Raw genomic sequence first — 16,742 nt, 5'->3', positions numbered from 1 at the left:
GCAGCTAACGGCACTTATCGTTCAAGCGGGCACTACATAGTTACCTCCTGATGCTGCGTGTAATCTTTTGATCTTTACGAACGCGCCCGAGCCATCGGCCGCGCCTGCGTCAGGCGTCAGAAGAGAAGGGCCTTGCGACCCTTCGCCATGGGCTCAGGCCTGAAGCCCGTAGACTACTGGGCCGCGACTTCCATTGCCGATGAAAGCGTCGCCGCCTACGATAATACGAGTACTGCTCTGAACCTTCACATCCCAGGACAATCCTCCTGACGTACCGACATGAACCCACCCGGGATTGCCGAAGCTGATGTCGTGAACACCCTCGGGCAATAGCCTGCAAGCGATCATATCCCGAGGAATCGGGTCATTTAGTGTACTGTCGGTGTAACCGACCACCACGAGCTTGCCATCCAGTTGCTGGGCCAACGAAGTCCAGCGTAAAAGAGGACTATCGGCGTAGGTCAGTACAGGGAGCCCGCCATTCCACTGCCCATCGGGCTGACCTTCTACGGTGAACCTCATCACCATGCCCTTTGTGCTCGAGCCCCCTTCGGATTTCATGCCAGCAATCACCAGCTTGCCATCCGTCTGCACGATGAGTTGCCCAAAGCTGAGTGAGACGCCGGCCGTCGCAAAAAAAGCGAAACCATTGTCACCAAATTTGGTATCGATTTTCCCCTCCATATCATAACGCACAAGAACCAGCTGACCGGATGTGGTGGCACCGCCTACAATGATCTTCCCGTCTTGAATCACAACGCTACGAAGCAAGATAGTGCTGCCCTGGCTTTCGACCTCGACAAAACCGACCTTGTTGAAGCTGGTATCGAGTTTACCGTCACTGTGCAGGCGAACCAGCACTGACCCTGCGAAGGTAGTCGCGAAATAGCCAAACGCCACGAGAATTTTTCCATCATCCTGCAGACACGCGTCGATCCAATCCACAAAGGCCCAATCACGGTGGGGTATAGGAATAACGAAACTGCCGAAGACCAGGTCCGGGCTGCCGTTGACATTAAAGCGTGTCAACGCTGCCGGCTTGAGACCGGTGCCTTCTATGCTATTGCCGATCACCAGAACCTTGCCATCCTTTTGCAATAGCAAACGCGTCGGTCTTGCATCTTCGCCGTTGACAAACTGCCACTCGCCGGTGTTCCCACTACCACCACCAAACCCTGGGTCCGGGATACCGTGAGGATCGGTGCGGTATAAAGTGAAACCATTTCCCTGCCAGGCAGCGTAGGTCAAGGCGCCTTCAGCTGACAACACAGTGGCCCTGACCGAGCCGCCCTGCAGGTTGGGTCTGATCTGTCCATTTCCGTTAAAACCCGGGTCGAGTTGGCCCGGGGCAATCTGTTTTACGGTCTGAATTTCCATGATGCTTGCACCTGTCCCTATAGTTTGAACACTTCCGGGTGTACGCCCTGTGTCGCCTGACAAGGCAGTCAGCACAACCCATGACGCACCGAAAATGATTCAAACAGAACATCTGAGCTGTTCGATACTGTCAGATATGACAGTTGTAATATCGTAAAAAACCGAGACAGCAGTATTCGAGGGCATATGCAGACGGGAGGCCATAACCCCGTAAAGCAATAACGCACCTTGAACTTCCCTTTCGCTTACGGCACCTTGCGCGCTTCTTAATACAAGGAGCTGCCGATGTCCGGTTCAATGGCCCAGGCGTTCGCGCACAATTTTCTCGGGCATTCGCCACGCTGGTACAAGGCAAGCATTGTCGCCTTCCTGATTCTCAATCCGCTGGTGCTCTGGACCGTCGGCCCGGTGGCGGCCGGTTGGCTGTTGGTAGTGGAGTTCATTTTCACCCTGGCCATGGCGCTCAAGTGCTACCCGCTGCTGCCCGGCGGGCTGCTGTTGGTCGAAGCGTTACTGCTGCGGATGACCACGCCCCAGGCGCTGTATGACGAACTGTTGCACAACTTCCCGGTCATCCTGTTGCTGATGTTTATGGTGGCGGGCATCTACTTCATGAAGGACCTGCTGCTGTTCCTGTTCTCGCGGCTGTTGTTGGGAGTGCGTTCCAAGGCACTGCTGGCGTTGATGTTCTGTTTCCTTTCGGCGTTTCTCTCGGCGTTTCTCGATGCCTTGACGGTAACCGCGGTGATCATCAGTGCCGCGGTGGGCTTTTACTCGGTCTATCACCGTGTGGCCTCGGGCAATGATCCGCGTCAGGACAGCGAGTTCAGCGACGACAAACACCTGCCGAAGCTGCATCACCAGGACCTTGAACAATTTCGCGCCTTTCTGCGCAGCCTGTTGATGCACGGTGCGGTGGGTACGGCGCTGGGCGGTGTCTGCACCCTGGTGGGCGAGCCGCAGAACCTGTTGATCGGCCATGAGATGGGCTGGCACTTCGCCGAGTTCTTCCTGAAGATTGCCCCGGTCTCGTTGCCGGTACTGGTGGCGGGCCTGGTGACTTGCGTGCTGTTGGAGAAGTTGCGCTGGTTCGGTTACGGCACCTTGCTGCCGGATAACGTGCGCGCGGTATTGGCCAACTATGCCGCTGAAGACAACGCCGAACGCACCCAACGTCAACGAGCTGCACTGCTGGTCCAGGGCCTGGCGGCATTGATTCTGATTGGCGGACTGGCGTTTCACATCGCTGAGGTCGGCCTGATCGGCTTGATGGTGATCGTGTTGATAACCTCGTTCACCGGCATCACCGAGGAGCACCGCATCGGCAACGCCTTCAGGGATGCCATGCCGTTCACCGCGTTGCTGGTAGTGTTTTTCGCGGTGGTGGCAGTGATCCACGATCAACAGCTGTTCACCCCATTGATTCAGTGGGTGCTGGCCCTGCCGCCGGAGCAGCAGCCAGGCATGCTGTTTATTGCCAACGGTCTGCTGTCGGCCATCAGCGATAACGTGTTCGTGGCGACGATTTACATCACTGAGGTCAAGCAGGCGTTCCTTTCCGGTCATATGAGCCGCGAACACTTCGAAACCCTGGCGATCGCCATCAACACCGGCACCAACCTGCCGAGCGTGGCGACTCCGAATGGGCAAGCTGCCTTTCTGTTTCTGCTGACTTCAGCGATTGCGCCGCTGATTCGCCTGTCGTACGGGCGGATGGTCTGGATGGCGCTGCCGTACACCGTAGTGATGGGGGTGTTGGGGTGGTATGGGGTGAGCTTCTGGCTTTGACGCCGATCAGCTAATGTAGGAGCGACTTTGCTCGCGATGGACGTTAACGATAACGCGTGTTTTCTGAATAAACGCGCCGCCCTTGCGTCCATCGCGAGCAAGCTCGCTCCTACAGTGAATCTGCCCTCAGGATAAACCGCTCAATCGCTTCTGCCGCGCCATCCTCGATGTTGCTGCCGGTGACTACGTCAGCCTGACCCTTAACCTCTTCTGGCGCCTGCCCCATGGCAATCGACAACCCGGCTCGATGAAACATCGGTGGGTCGTTGCCGCCATCGCCGATGGCCGCTGTCTGCTCCAGTGCAACACCCAGGAATTCGGCCAGGGTGGCCAATGCATGCCCCTTGGTCGCCTGCATCGCGGTCACGTCCAGATAGATCGGTTGCGAACGCGAAACCTGGGCCTGCCCCTCGACTTCGGGTTGCAGCCGAGCCTCCAGTTCAATCAACAATTGCCCATTGGCGCTGGCGGCGACGATTTTGTCGATGCGCTCCAGATAGGGTTCGAAACTCTCGACCGTCACGGGCGGATAACCCAGGCTGTGCTGTTCACGGGGAACCATCGGGCCGTTCGGCTCGCGTAGCAGCCAATTGCCGTCGGCGAAGACCCAGACCTCCACCTCCGGCTCCGTGGAAAACAGTTCCAGGCTGGTGATTGCAGCGTCACGCGGCAGGTAATGGGCGACCAGAAAGCTGCCATCCGGGTGAACGATGGTGCCGCCATTGAACGCCGCCGTTGGCAGATCGACGCCCAAGGCTTCGATCTGCTGCAGCATGGCCCTGGGCGGTCGGCCGGTCGCCAGGCTGAAGAACACCCCGGCCTCACGCAACGCCCGAACCGCCGAGAGGGTGCGCTGACTGAGACTGTGGTCAGGAAGCAGCAAGGTGCCGTCCATGTCACTGAGCAAGAACTGGATGGGTTGTAGGGTTACCTCACTCATCCGAGGCTGTGCCAGACGCGACCGTCACGACTCAGCAATTCCTCTGCCGAGGCCGGACCGTCTTCACCTGCGGGATAGGTCTGAACGTTAGAGTCTTCTTTCCAGGCATCGAGGAACGGTTGCACGGCGCGCCAGCCATTCTCGATGTTGTCGGCACGCTGGAACAGCGTCTGGTCACCGGTCAGGCAGTCGTAGATCAGCGTCTCGTAACCGGTGGACGGCTGCATCTCGAAGAAGTCCTTGTAGGCGAATCCCAGCTCGATATTGGCCATGTCCAGCGCCGGACCCGGGCGTTTTGCCAGCAGGTCGAACCACATGCCTTCGTTGGGCTGGATCTGGATCCTCAGATAGGTTGGTTGCAACTCATCGACTTCGGTATCGCGAAACTGTGCATAGGGCGCAGGCTTGAAGCAGATGCAGATTTCCGTGTCACGTACGCTCATGCGCTTGCCGGTGCGCAGGTAGAACGGCACTCCGACCCAGCGCCAGTTATCGATCATGACCTTGAGGGCTACATAGGTTTCGATACTGCTGTCGGACGCCACTTTCGGCTCATCGCGGTAACCGGCCACCGGCTCGCCGTCGAGTTCGCCCGCCGCGTACTGGCCGCGCACGGAATTGGCTCGCGCATCAAGGGTGGACCACGGGCGGATCGCGCCGATGACTTTGGCTTTTTCCCCACGCACCGCATCGGCGCCAAAAGCCGCCGGCGGTTCCATCGCGACCATCGCCAGCAACTGGAACAAGTGATTGGGCACCATGTCCCGCAACGCGCCGGTGGTTTCGTAGAAGCTGCCGCGAGTCTCGACTCCGACGGTTTCCGCAGCGGTAATCTGCACGTGGTCGATGTAATGGTTGTTCCAGAAGGCCTCGAACAGGCTGTTGGAGAACCGGCTGACGAGAATGTTCTGGACCGTTTCCTTACCCAGGTAGTGATCGATCCGGAAGATCTGCTTCTCGGTCATGACCTTGAGCAGGCAGGCGTTCAGTGCTTGCGCGGTATGCAGGTCGGAGCCGAAGGGTTTTTCGACGACTACCCGACGAAAGGCTTCCGGGGTTTCTTCAAGCAGGCCGCAAGCCCCCAGACGACGCACCACTTCACTGAAAAAGCGCGGCGCGGTCGCCAGGTAGAACACCGCGTTACCGGTGCCACTGGCGGCAATTTTCGCCGCCAGGGCCTGGTAGGTGCTGTCGTCGAGGAAGTCGCCCTGTACATAGCTAATGTTCTTCGCCAGCTTGGCCCACAACGCGGGGTCCAGAGTGTCCTCGCCTTTGCCGACCTTGTTGGCCACCTCGGTACGAATGAAGTCTTCGAGCTTCTTGGCGAAGTCCGCATCGCTGATAGCGTTGTGGTCGACGCCGACGATGCGCAAGCCATCGCTGAGCAAACCGTCACGGCTGAGGTTGTACAGCGCCGGCATCAACAGGCGCTTGACCAGGTCGCCATGGGCGCCGAACAGGAACAGCGTGGTCGGCGGTGCGGGTTGGGCCTTGTTCTTTTTTTTCCGTGCAGTCATTTTTTCGGGGTCTCGACATGGCCACCAAAGCCGAAGCGCATGGCCGACAGCAGTTTGTCACCGTAGGTGCTTTGTTGCCGCGAGCGGAAGCGCGCGAACAGCGAGTTGGACAGCACCGGCACCGGCACCGATTGCTCCATGGCGGCTTCGATGGTCCAGCGGCCCTCGCCGCTATCAGCCACCGCGCCGGAGTAACCGTCGAGCTTCGGATCGCTGGCCAGGGCGTCAGCGGTCAGGTCCAGCAGCCAGGACGACACCACACTGCCGCGACGCCAGACTTCGGCGATGTCGGCCACATTCAGGTCAAAGCGCTGATCTTCCGGCAAGTTCTCGGAGGACTTGGTTTTCAGAATATCGAAACCTTCGGCGAAGGCCTGCATCATGCCGTACTCGATACCGTTGTGGATCATCTTCACGAAGTGGCCGGAACCCGCTGGTCCGGCATGGATGTAACCGCGTTCGGCGCGATCATCCTCGGCGACCCGGTCCCTGGTTCGTGGAATGTCGCCCAGGCCCGGCGCCAGGCTGTCGAACAGCGGATCAAGGCGTTTGACCACGTCGCTATCACCGCCGATCATCATGCAGTAACCGCGCTCCAGGCCCCAGACGCCACCGGAAGTGCCGACGTCGATGTAACGAATGCCTTTTTCCGACAAGGTCTTGGCGCGACGGATGTCGTCCTTATAGAAGGTGTTGCCGCCGTCGATGATCACGTCGTCGGCGTCGAGCAATTGGCTCAGGGTGTCGATGGTCTCTTCGGTCGGTGCGCCGGCCGGCAGCATCACCCAGACTGCCCGAGGTTTTTCCAGGGCGGCGACCAGTGCCGGCAAGTCCACGACGCCAGTAGCGCCCTCTTCACTCAAGGCGCTGACGAATGCAGCATTGCGGTCATAGACCACTGTGGCGTGCCCATCGAGCATCAAGCGTCGCGCAATGTTGCCGCCCATGCGGCCTAGTCCGATGATCCCCAATTGCATGTGCTGATGCTCCCAACTACAAATAAATACGTAAAAAAGGTTATAGCTCAAGGAGGCTAATGAAGGGTTAGTCCAGAGCGTCTGGACATAGTTTCCCATCAAACGGCCGAATTCGCCGGATAACGTCAGAAATCATGCCGAAGACACACGGACAATAAAAAATAAAAAAGTTCCCTTTAGCTGAAAAAGAAATCAGAATCGGCTCCGAAGGTGATCTGACCCTCAGACTCGAGCGGCAGAACCACCGTTGTGACACACCATTTGCGAGGTGAGCAATGGGTACCGTACTTTCCGCACGTCCTGCACAAACCCTTTACGTCACCATTCGTCGTGATGAACTGCGCCAAATCAAAGACGAACGCGAGCAATTGATCTACCAAGTCGCGCAACTGCGCCAGCAATTGCAGGCCCTGGGTTTCGAAGATCTGGCGCCGCGCACGCTCGTCCGCTCACGGGATTGATCGCGCAGGCTGCCCCCGCGGATCAACCCCGCAATACCGTCAATGGACGGTATTGAAGAAATACTGATCCGCAAATTTCTGGCTGATGTCCCCGGCCTTGATGGCCCGGACCTGCTCACCGTTGCGCGCCTCGTTCAGTTGGTCCTGATAGGTCTTGAACCTCAAGGCCTTTAGCTTCAAGTGCCCTTTGTTGATGAAACGGGTGCTTTTGGCCGGGCAGTGAAAGTGTGCATACCACAACACCTCTTTCTGCCCATTTACGTTGATGTTTTTCTCGTCGAGTATGGCGTATTCCAGCAGGAAATCCGTATCCCTGACGGTGCTTTTGTCTGTCCACAGCGGTTCTGCAATGCTGACTTCACCCTGTTGCAACAGATACTGAAAACGCCCGGCACTCGGAGGCAGTTCCCTGGATGCCTTGATACGCAGCAACCTCGCCTCCTCAGTCAACCTTGCGCTTTGCTGACGTAACCGGGTCTGCACCTCGACGGTCGCCGGTTTGCGCTCCTGCTCCTTGAGTGCCGCCAGACCCTGGCTGATTTCACTGGCAGTTTCATCCAGTTTTCTTGCCTGGTTCTCCAGCATTTCTTGCAGGCTTGTGGGCTCCGGTGCGCTGTGGGTCGGTTTTTTCACCCATTCGATAAAGGCGTCCACCCCCTCCAGCAGTCGCTGTCCTTTTGCCGTCGATCTGTTCAGCAACCCAAGGTCGGGTTTCACGGACGGGGCTGACGGCTCGAGCCATACTTGCCAGTCCTCCTGACCTTCAGGTTTGTAGTAGTTGATCGGCTTGCCACCCATCGGATCGCTCATGCTCACTTCCTGTGGCTCGCCGGCTTGCTGCCCGGAAAAGTCGCCAACCAGCGTCTCCTGATTACGGCTTTTGAACACCCTTTTGCTCGGCTTTTTAGCCGGCTTGACCGCCGGTTTCTTGTGCGGCACCGGCAGCGCTTCAGGTAATGCCTGGGCTTGGGGTAGATCCTCATCGAGAATCTGCACACTCAACGCTTCTTGAGCGCTAGTCTTCAGCTCAGCCAGCCGGTTCTGGAAACGTTGCAGGAGATCCTGAGGAACAGGTGGATTTTCGGCACTTTCAAGCAACCCGCCCATCGATGCGGCGCGGTCATATTGCATCAGCGCACTGTCGAGCACTTCGATTCGCTCGAAAGCCCCATAGCCGTCATGCTGCAGCACTTCCCATTGAGCATTGGCCGCGCCGCTGACGTTGATTTTTTTCAATACGTCCCTGGCGATACTTTGAACGCCTGTATCGCTCGGTGCCGAACGCCCGCTGAGTACTCGCTTCAGGCATTCCAGTTCTCTGAGCCGCCAACCCTTGGATGTCGTCTCCTCGGTTGTGTATTGTTGACGCACCCGTTTACCATTGGAGGCCGAAAATCCTTCCAGCTCATCGAGTGTCGATTCCAGCTCCTCGAACGCCTCAATGATGCGCACCATGGAATCCAGTACTCGTCGCTGCTCCTTCACAAAGGCTTCGTAGGGAATCTCGCTGAGGCCTAACTCCAGATCGGGCGGGGGAAACAACTCGCCGCCTGAAAGGCCCGGGTCAGGATGCTCCACATTCAACGCCCGAAATTTCTGGCCGATCTCCTCATACTGGGTCCTCGCGATTTCCTTCAAGTTGACCACGATATCCTTGCTGTAAAGCGCAGCGTCTTGCTTGTTGAGCTCCACGACTTCGCGCATGACCGCCACCCGCTCTCGTTGAAGCCGCACGACGTTCAATGCGGCATTTTCAACAGCCATATCCGCAGCGAACATCCGGGGTTGCTGGATTGTTTTCAACAGCTTGATCAACTGTGGGCGCTGCTCAACGGTGGCATTCTCGATTTGGACATTGAGTTGCTTAATTGCCCCAGACAACTTTTTACGACTCTCGGTGACCGCCTCCAGAGAGGACCGCGCCGCAGGCAACTTGCTGTTCGCTGCCTTCAGTTTGGCGTCACACTCAAGCATTTGCCCATCCCTGACTTTTACAAGCGCTTCTTTTTCTTTCAGCTTTTCTGCCAGACTCACCCTGGCGCTGGAGTCCTTCTTCGGCCCACCACCACGCACCCGGAACTCCGCTGCGACCTCCCAGAGCCCGCTCCCGCTGTGGCTTAGCTGTAACCACGGAATCGGCTTGCCCTGGCTGTCCAGAAGGAACACATTCTCGCCCCCGGCTGGAACAACTTCAGCCCAGCCCTGCCCGCGAAGACGAGCAGGAACACGCGCAAACCAACGCCCATCCACCACTCGAATGCCTTTCAACGGCGTCCCTTGAACAGGCCCTTGGTCTTGCAGGGTGTTTTTGACCAGACGCTCCAGCAACGCCTGCGCATCACCGGATATCGAGGTGGAGAAGTCCACGACCGTTTCGGCTTTTTCCAGGAGTTGAGTGCCATCCGCTGCATCCGCGAGCCAAATACTCGCCTCACCGGTTCCACGAACACCGGGGCGAGCTCTGGGCACGTTTGCAGGGATTGCGGGCAACTCATCGACCCGACTGATCAGCCTCGACCCCAATGAGTTCAGCCCATGGGTCAATAACACTGCCCCCAGATTGACCAGTAGCTGAACCAACAGCGACTGTGCCGGGACATGATCGCCGCGCTTTTCGGCTTCGAGAATGTCCTTCACGCTTTGCGCCAGGACGATCAGCCCGCCGACCACCGCAAAAGGTCCTTGCGCAAGTGGCAGAACAGCATTGGCAATTGCGAAGCGTGTCGCATTGAACCGCTCCCAGCGAAATTCGTCCCCCGATACGGTTTTTTCATTCGCCGTGCGCAGTACGATTTTCGCGTCGCATTCATAGAGATGCGCGAGCGGATCACCGTCAAACTCGGTCTTCGAGAGTAATGGATGGCCAGTCTTGCGATGCCACAGACTCGTCCCTTTCAAGAAGAACAGGAAGTCGATCTCGTAGCGTGCGGCCGGATTATTGAAACCATTGCTGACGTAGGTCGCTCGCGCATCGGGTTCGAGCCAGTCCAGGACACTGTCACGCAAGGACAATTGTTTCTGGCTGCCATCGGGCTGCGTGACCGGCTTGCCTCGTGGGGTGTTACTGCGCAGCTCGTCCATAAAGGCTTCCCGGGAGGGAAACTCGATCAATGACTCTTCATAGAATGGACGGTACAGCACAATCGGCGCTTTCAGGATTCCGGGCCTGGGGCCGATCAAAAACATATTGCGCACTTCACCCGAAGGCTTCCAGAAAGCGTGTTCGACCTCCGAATGCGCCTGCTCAAGTTCAGGTTCGAACGAAAGTGGGCCTAGCACGATTTCTTCTCCATCGACATACCGCCCGACCTGCTCCGGATGCATCAGGGCCGCGATATACCGATAGCCTTGCTGCGAAAATCCGGACTCACCCTTGATCTTCAGCTTGAGCGCCTGCATCGGCAATTGAATGCGTAACTGCTGCGCGTAGCGCTGCTCGCGCATGGCGCGTTGCGACGGGTCATCGAGCAGGTCGTGCCTGACCCTCTCGGGGTAGACCTTGCCGATATCCACCTCGCCGATCAGCCTCCCCAGGTACTCAGGCGTCATCCAGGATGGCACCGGGGAGTCATCCTCGTATTTGACCGCGGTCAGAATGTAGGGCAACCCGAGGACATTTTTCAGGGCTCGCTGCGTAAGGCTCGATGTTTCGATCGAGTAATCCTGAGTATGAATATCCCCATCGATAACCTCGAAGGGTGTCCTGTTGCTTCGGTACTGCGAGACCATGATTCGGTCCGGGTCAAGGCCCGCCGATTCAACCGACGTGCCCTGCCGGCCAGCCTCTGCGACCAACGCTTGATGCAGGAGCTGGTTGGCAAAGGATTGCGCCGAAGGAATATCATGATTGTAGGCTTTGCCACCGTTGTGCAGCTGATACATCGCCAGGTCGAACACATAACGACTGTACCGCTCGGCGTCTTCACCGCTGGCGCTCTTCAACCAATCCTCGAGGGTCTCCCGAACCTCCAGGAACCGGGTTTGCTGATCTCCCCCAGGGGTTCGATCGATAATCAATGCGGCCAGATCAGTCACCTGTTCATAGCGTTTCCCCAATGCCACCAGATCCCAATCGGCCAAAGGTTCCAGGGCTTTCAGGCTCTCAAGCTGGTTATTCAGGATCGCCTGAGCCTGGCTGACGAAGACATTGCCCTTTATTTCATAAGGCTGCATATCGACCGCATCAATCAGCAACCGGTTGCCCAGCCTGGAACGTTCCTGGTCCGCAAAATCCTTGCGCGACGCAAAGGTCTTGACGGCCCCCGACGGGCCAAATAGCAGGACGATTTCACCCTTATCGACCCTGCGTGTCACCAGCACCTGCGCCGACACTGACGCAACACGGGTATCGCCGGTTTGCAGGCTGTAGTCCACGAGATAAGCCTGTGCACACTGTTGGCCGTACATCGCGTTGCGTTCATCCTTGACCGGGCAGTTGATAATTTGCCTCAGCGTATCGGTCTGATCGCCGTTCAGACGCTCTGACACGTCGTTCGCTGTGGCGCGGGTCGACACGGCGAACTTGATCACCTCGCCGAGCCAACGCCCGCGAGTGTCGCCGTCCAGGAGCGCTTCACTCCAGTACTTGGCCAATGCCTGTTGCAACGCCGGGATAATGGCTTGCGGCAATACCTGCAGGAGTTCCTGGATCCGACGCATATCGACGGATAACCGATGATTGATGCGAACACTCAGGTAACACTCTTCGGGATCCTCCCAGCGTGGCATGCCAATTATATTTTGGGTCACCACATCCAGCAGGGGTTTACGGTGATAACCGTCGATACGCCGACCTTCGTGGTCGGTTATCCAGTTTGGGGTGTTCAGGCTGACCTTGGAGATATCGATATCCAGCGCCGGATACTCATTCTTCAGCGCCTCGCTGAACAGATCCCGGGCAACCGAGGTTAACGTCGGCCGACTGTGAAATCTGATAAGTACCGCTTGCGCCAGCGCATCGAAGGGCATTGCTATATCGGGTAGTGCTTGATCGTTGGGCATTTTCAACTTCCTGTTGATTTAATCGTCCATCGCAACCGGAGTCGCGGATTGTTGCAGGCCAGTCCGCCTGCTTGCGCGATATCTAATACCGATTGCGCCATGGCTGGGCGATAACTGTTTACCGCCCAGGTTATTTCTTCAACAGTGCCCTTTGTTACAAGGGCAACTGTTTGCTCGCCCCACACTTCAAACAGTCGGCGGATGCGGCCTGAAGAAGTAGTTTTGCGCGAATGAAGTTTGAATGTTAGCCGGCGGAATTGCCTTATCCGGGCCGATATTCGGATTCCGCACTTGATCTTCAAGGGTCGCGAACCGTAGCTGCTCCAGCTTCAAATGGCCCTTGTTCATGGTATTCACATTTTTCGCGGAACAGTGAAAATGTGCGTACCACAGAGGTTTTTGACTTCCTCTTCGCGGAGCAGGTGATTGTCCATAGATATCGTACTCCAGCAAAAATCCGCCGCTCTTCTCTTCTTTCCACCGCGATTCGCCGACGCTGATTTCACTCGGTGAGAGCTCCAGCAGGTACTTGAAGTTGCCAGCGTTAGGCGGTAGTTTTTTTGCACCTTCGACATGCAACCTTCGTCCTTCCTGGGTCAACCTATCAATTGCAGTGCGCAGCTTCCCGACCGTCTCAATGGCCGTTGTCCGCGCTTCGCCAGAAAGATCAGAGGTTTTTCTGCTGATTGCAGCAGCAGTGTCATCAAGTTTTTTCACCTGCCTGAGCAATGAATCTTCCTGACTTTGTGGTTCCGGCGCACGATTGGAAGGTTGATTGACTGAACGAATGAGTTCATCCAGATCATCCAGAAAGCGTTGCCCCTCATTCAGTAAAACACTCATTTCACGGGCGGGCTTTTCGGGTACAGGGGGACGTTGAATCAGTCTTCTTTGATATAACTCACCGCTATCCCCTTCATGTCGGTAATAAACCGTTTCTTGCTTGTTGTCCGGGTTCTGGACCACGACCGTCTCGTCCGGTTCGCTCGGACCCGCGGGCTGGACATTCCCCACCTGGACCCCGTCCTCGGTTTCGATAACACGTCTGGCGGTGTTTCTGACGCGTTTTCTGCCGGGCTTGGGAGTCGGCGCTTGCGGTACGTTCGGTTCTACCTCCCCCAACACTTGTTCACGCATTGCTCACGATCTCATCCATGACGGCACAGGCGAGCCGTCTTTATGCTTGAATTCAGATGCCAGGAAGGGCAGTCCGGCGAGGTTATTCAATGCTCGATGAGTCAGGCTTTTGGTGTCCGCAGTCAGCCGTCCCAGTCCAGGCCCCAGGATCACCAGCACACCATCTTCATTACGGTATTGGGTGACCTCGATCAGGTCCGGGTTTACCACTTCGCCATAGGCAGACATCCCATCTTCCAGGGCTTTTCTGGCGAATTCTTCGGGGGTCCTTAACCCGTCCTTGTAAGCCTTGCCTTTAGTCGCTAGCTGAAGAGCAGCCAGCCGAAACATGTAACGACTGTATTCCTGGGTTTGGGCAGCGTTCGCAAGCGTCGTCCACTCAGGCAAATGGGTGCTGACTTGGTCATAAGTCCTTTGTTCATAAAGACCGGGGTTGAGCTTTAGCAGATAGGGAGCCAGATCCGTCAGGCGCGCAAAGCGGTCTTCCAGCTCTTTGAGATCCTGTCCTGCCAATGGTCCGATAGAATTCAGACCCTCAAGCTGATTATTGAGTAGTGCCTGGGTCTGAGTCACAAAGACATCGCCGATCGACTCATAGGGCTGCAGCTCCAATGCAGTGAATTCCAGCTTGCGCGACCATTTGTCCGCCTTTGCGTCCGCGAAGGCTTGCATCGAGTCATAGGCCTGGAGAGTACCGCCAGGTTCAAAGCTGATAACGACGTCGCGACCATTGACCTTGCGCGTTACCAATGCCTCATAAGACAGGGTCGCACGGGAGCTGCGCCCACTTCGGGCATGGTAATCAATGAGAAAGGCTTGGGCGCAGTTCTGTCCGTAATGCGTGATGCGCTCCGGTTTGGTAGGGCAATAGATGACTTGCAAGAGTGTGTCGGTCTGCTCTTGATTCAGGAAGGAGCCGCTGCCCGAGGGTCCCATGCTGACCAATAGTGCCGTTCTGAGTACATCGCTGACCCATTGCCAGCGGCTGGCGCCTTCGACTGCCGGCTCATTCCAGTAATCGGTCAAGGCTTGCTGCAGTGCCGGAACCATGACCAGGGGCAGTCGGCGCAAAAGATCTTCGACTTCACGCAGATCTACCGCTATGCGCTTGCTCTGTACATCAGTCAGAAAGTGCTCGGGGGTGAAATACAGCTGCGCCCTGGCGGTTATGCTCTGGATCATCACCTCCAGCAGCGGGGTTGTCGTGTAGCCGTCGATTCGGGTGCCCTGCTCGTCACTGACCCAATAAGGGGCATTGACGGTGGTCGTGAGCACGTTGATTTGCAGTGCCGGAAATCTATTGTTCAGTGCCAGGCTGAATTGTTTCAACGCCGACGATATCACTATCGGTCGGTCCTTGAACTCCTGGTAGACCGCCTGTGCCAAGGTGTCGGAGGCTATTTCCGTTGTTGCTGGAGTGTCTGTCATTGCAACATCCTGTTGTCATGTTGAACAGCAAGCCACCTGGCCTGCTTCAACAGGATGTAATGCGATTCCGCTGGTCAGCGTGCGGTAATTAAATACCCCGCCGCCTGTCACACTCAGCACACAACTGACGAATTTTTCACACTTATTTGTCGATACTCCTGAACACTATAACCGCTCGTTTTTCGAGCGGTTTTTGTCGCTGGCGCGTAGAAATCCCCAGCGGTTGAAGTAATAAATCGGCTGGAGCCCTGAATGGCGATGTTTAAACGCAGCAATGTATCTGCGAAAGGTTTTGATTGGGCGGGCCTCGGCTGGCTGTTTCTGTTCTTCTGGTATTTTTCCGGCATTACCCAACTGCTGATCCTGCTGACCGGCACCTCCGGCTTCGCCGGATTCCGTCAGGCCTTCTTGATGAGTGCCGTGTGGCTGGCGCCGATGCTGCTGTTCCCGGCCCGCACTCGTTTGCTGGCGGCGCTGATCGGCGTGATGTTGTGGGCCTGTTCGATGGCGAGCCTGGGTTACTTCTTCATCTATCAGCAAGAGTTCTCGCAAAGCGTCATCTTCATCATGTTCGAGTCGAACATCTCCGAAGCCGGCGAGTACGCAACCCAATACTTTGCCTGGTGGATCGTCCTCGGGTTCATTGCCCACAGCGCCTTGGCGGTCTTTCTCTGGACCCGCTTGCGCCCGGTGTATCTGCCCCGTGGCCAGGCCTTCGTCGCGGCCATGGCGATTCTGGTCACCGTGATCGGCTACCCGCTGGTCAGGCAGGTGATCAAGAACGACACCCTGGCCGGCGCCATCGAGAAATTCGAAACCCGGGTTGAACCCGCTGTGCCGTGGCAGATGGTCGTTGCCTGGCGTCGCTACACCCAGCAACTGGAAAACATGCAAGGCATGCTCGACAACGTCAGCAAGATCCCGCCTTTGCACAACCTCAAGGACGCCATGGCCAATCAGCCGGCGACCCTGGTGCTGGTGATAGGCGAATCGACCAACCGTCAGCGCATGAGCCTCTATGGCTACCCTCGGGAAACCACCCCGGAACTGGACAAGCTCAAGGACCAGTTGGCGGTTTTCGATAACGTCATCACCCCGCGCCCTTACACCATCGAAGCCTTGCAGCAGGTGTTGACCTTCGCCGACGAAGAAAACCCGGACCTGTACCTCAAGACCCCGTCGCTGGTCAGCATGATGAAACAGGCCGGTTACAAGACTTACTGGATCACCAACCAGCAGACCATGACCAAGCGCAATACCATGCTCACCACCTTCTCCGAGCAGGCCGACGAGCAGGTCTACCTCAACAACAACCGCAACCAGAACGCGCGCCAGTACGACGGCGATGTGCTGGAACCATTCTCCAAGGCATTGGCCGACGACGCACCACGCAAGCTCATCATCGTGCATCTGCTCGGTACCCACATGAGCTATCAGTACCGTTACCCGCCGACCTTCGACAAATTCACCGATCGCAAGGGCGTCCCGGACGGCGTGCGCGACGACCAGTTGCCGACTTACAACAGCTATGACAACGCCGTGCTGTACAACGACTTCGTAGTGTCGAGCCTGATCAAGGACTACGCGAAGACCGATCCGAACGGCTTCTTGATGTACCTCTCCGACCATGGCGAAGACGTATTCGACTCCCCTGGCCACAGCACGCTGGGGCGCAACGAGGGCAAACCGACGGCGCCGATGTACACCATTCCGTTCATGGCCTGGGCCTCGCCGAAATGGCGCGAAAGCCACGACTGGGATTTCACCGGTGAGCTGGCCCGCCCTTACAGCAGTTCGCACTTGATCCATACCTGGGCCGACCTTGCCGGCTTGAGCTTTGACGAAATGGACCCGAGCAAAAGCCTGGTCAATGACAACTTCAAAGAGCGCCCGTTGCTGATCGGCAACCCTTATGAACGCAAGCAGAGGGCCCTGATCGACTTCAGTTTGATGAAGCCCAAACGCACATCCGCCGATCCTGAGGTCGTACTCAAGTAATCCTTTCGGGGGCTGACTCCAGCCCCCTCTTCTACTCTGCTACTCCAGCTAAACCCAACTGCTTTGCACGGTCCTTCGGGTACTCAAAAAGAGGCCGGCGTAGGAGCTGGTGCAGCCT

10 protein-coding genes are annotated in these 16,742 nt (G+C 57.0%); 3 read left to right on the top strand and 7 right to left on the bottom strand.

Going from position 1 to position 16,742, the window contains the following annotated elements:
• Positions 1-153 precede the first annotated feature (153 nt).
• Positions 154-1,377, bottom strand: coding sequence for a hypothetical protein (locus ACA064_RS14060; RefSeq protein ID WP_497673892.1), 1,224 nt, complete (start codon positions 1,375-1,377; stop codon positions 154-156).
• Between the two features lie 285 nt (positions 1,378-1,662).
• On the opposite strand from ACA064_RS14060, the gene nhaB reads away from it, so the two are divergent.
• Positions 1,663-3,165 carry a sodium/proton antiporter NhaB gene (gene nhaB / locus ACA064_RS14055; RefSeq protein WP_497673891.1) on the top strand — a complete coding sequence of 501 codons (1,503 nt, stop codon included), beginning with the start codon at positions 1,663-1,665 and terminating at the stop codon, positions 3,163-3,165.
• Between the two features lie 109 nt (positions 3,166-3,274).
• Here the strand turns inward: nhaB and ACA064_RS14050 are convergent, their stop codons facing one another.
• From ACA064_RS14050 to gnd, 3 genes are read right to left on the bottom strand one after another with little or no spacing between them, the layout of a single operon-like run.
• Positions 3,275-4,105 carry an HAD family hydrolase gene (locus tag ACA064_RS14050; protein ID WP_497673890.1) on the bottom strand — a complete coding sequence of 277 codons (831 nt, stop codon included), beginning with the start codon at positions 4,103-4,105 and terminating at the stop codon, positions 3,275-3,277.
• Entirely contained in the window at positions 4,102-5,622 is a 1,521-nt protein-coding gene (gene zwf, locus ACA064_RS14045; protein ID WP_497673889.1) for a glucose-6-phosphate dehydrogenase, read from the bottom strand. The genes ACA064_RS14050 and zwf overlap by 4 nt, the downstream gene beginning before the upstream one ends.
• A complete protein-coding gene (gnd, locus tag ACA064_RS14040) occupies positions 5,619-6,599 on the bottom strand; it encodes a phosphogluconate dehydrogenase (NAD(+)-dependent, decarboxylating) (RefSeq protein ID WP_497673888.1) in 981 nt (326 codons plus the stop codon). Before gnd ends, zwf begins: the two co-directional genes overlap by 4 nt.
• 275 nt (positions 6,600-6,874) lie before the next feature.
• On the opposite strand from gnd, the gene ACA064_RS14035 reads away from it, so the two are divergent.
• Positions 6,875-7,060: a DUF6026 family protein gene (locus tag ACA064_RS14035; protein ID WP_497673887.1), complete on the top strand. Its 186-nt coding sequence runs from the start codon at positions 6,875-6,877 to the stop codon at positions 7,058-7,060.
• Positions 7,061-7,099: 39 nt separating this feature from the next.
• On the opposite strand, the gene ACA064_RS14030 is transcribed toward ACA064_RS14035, so the two are convergent.
• The 3 genes from ACA064_RS14030 to ACA064_RS14020 all read right to left on the bottom strand — a co-directional run bounded on the left by ACA064_RS14030 (position 7,100) and on the right by ACA064_RS14020 (position 14,626).
• Complete coding sequence (locus ACA064_RS14030) at positions 7,100-12,061, bottom strand: dermonecrotic toxin domain-containing protein (protein ID WP_497673886.1); 4,962 nt, start codon at positions 12,059-12,061, stop codon at positions 7,100-7,102.
• Positions 12,062-12,247: 186 nt separating this feature from the next.
• Entirely contained in the window at positions 12,248-13,198 is a 951-nt protein-coding gene (locus tag ACA064_RS14025; protein WP_497673885.1) for a hypothetical protein, read from the bottom strand.
• A 3-nt stretch (positions 13,199-13,201) separates the two neighbouring features.
• Positions 13,202-14,626 (bottom strand): hypothetical protein, encoded by a 1,425-nt coding sequence (locus ACA064_RS14020; RefSeq protein ID WP_497673884.1) that lies wholly within the window; start codon positions 14,624-14,626, stop codon positions 13,202-13,204.
• Positions 14,627-14,878: 252 nt separating this feature from the next.
• On the opposite strand from ACA064_RS14020, the gene ACA064_RS14015 reads away from it, so the two are divergent.
• Complete coding sequence (locus ACA064_RS14015) at positions 14,879-16,624, top strand: phosphoethanolamine transferase CptA (protein ID WP_497673883.1); 1,746 nt, start codon at positions 14,879-14,881, stop codon at positions 16,622-16,624.
• Positions 16,625-16,742 lie beyond the last annotated feature (118 nt).

The sequence above is a fragment of the Pseudomonas sp. LBUM1658 genome (assembly GCF_059716055.1).
The sequence above is the reverse complement of the archived record's forward strand: the minus strand, read 5'-3'. Positions and strand labels throughout refer to the sequence as shown.

What these genes read in the sequence shown, in the direction of transcription:
- ACA064_RS14060 (WP_497673892.1), bottom strand. Translation starts at nt 1,377, where the DNA reads ATGGAAATTCAGACCGTAAAACAGATTGCCCCGGGCCAACTCGACCCG.
- nhaB (WP_497673891.1), top strand. Translation starts at nt 1,663, where the DNA reads ATGTCCGGTTCAATGGCCCAGGCGTTCGCGCACAATTTTCTCGGGCAT.
- ACA064_RS14050 (WP_497673890.1), bottom strand. Translation starts at nt 4,105, where the DNA reads ATGAGTGAGGTAACCCTACAACCCATCCAGTTCTTGCTCAGTGACATG.
- zwf (WP_497673889.1), bottom strand. Translation starts at nt 5,622, where the DNA reads ATGACTGCACGGAAAAAAAAGAACAAGGCCCAACCCGCACCGCCGACC.
- gnd (WP_497673888.1), bottom strand. Translation starts at nt 6,599, where the DNA reads ATGCAATTGGGGATCATCGGACTAGGCCGCATGGGCGGCAACATTGCG.
- ACA064_RS14035 (WP_497673887.1), top strand. Translation starts at nt 6,875, where the DNA reads ATGGGTACCGTACTTTCCGCACGTCCTGCACAAACCCTTTACGTCACC.
- ACA064_RS14030 (WP_497673886.1), bottom strand. Translation starts at nt 12,061, where the DNA reads ATGCCCAACGATCAAGCACTACCCGATATAGCAATGCCCTTCGATGCG.
- ACA064_RS14025 (WP_497673885.1), bottom strand. Translation starts at nt 13,198, where the DNA reads ATGCGTGAACAAGTGTTGGGGGAGGTAGAACCGAACGTACCGCAAGCG.
- ACA064_RS14020 (WP_497673884.1), bottom strand. Translation starts at nt 14,626, where the DNA reads ATGACAGACACTCCAGCAACAACGGAAATAGCCTCCGACACCTTGGCA.
- ACA064_RS14015 (WP_497673883.1), top strand. Translation starts at nt 14,879, where the DNA reads ATGGCGATGTTTAAACGCAGCAATGTATCTGCGAAAGGTTTTGATTGG.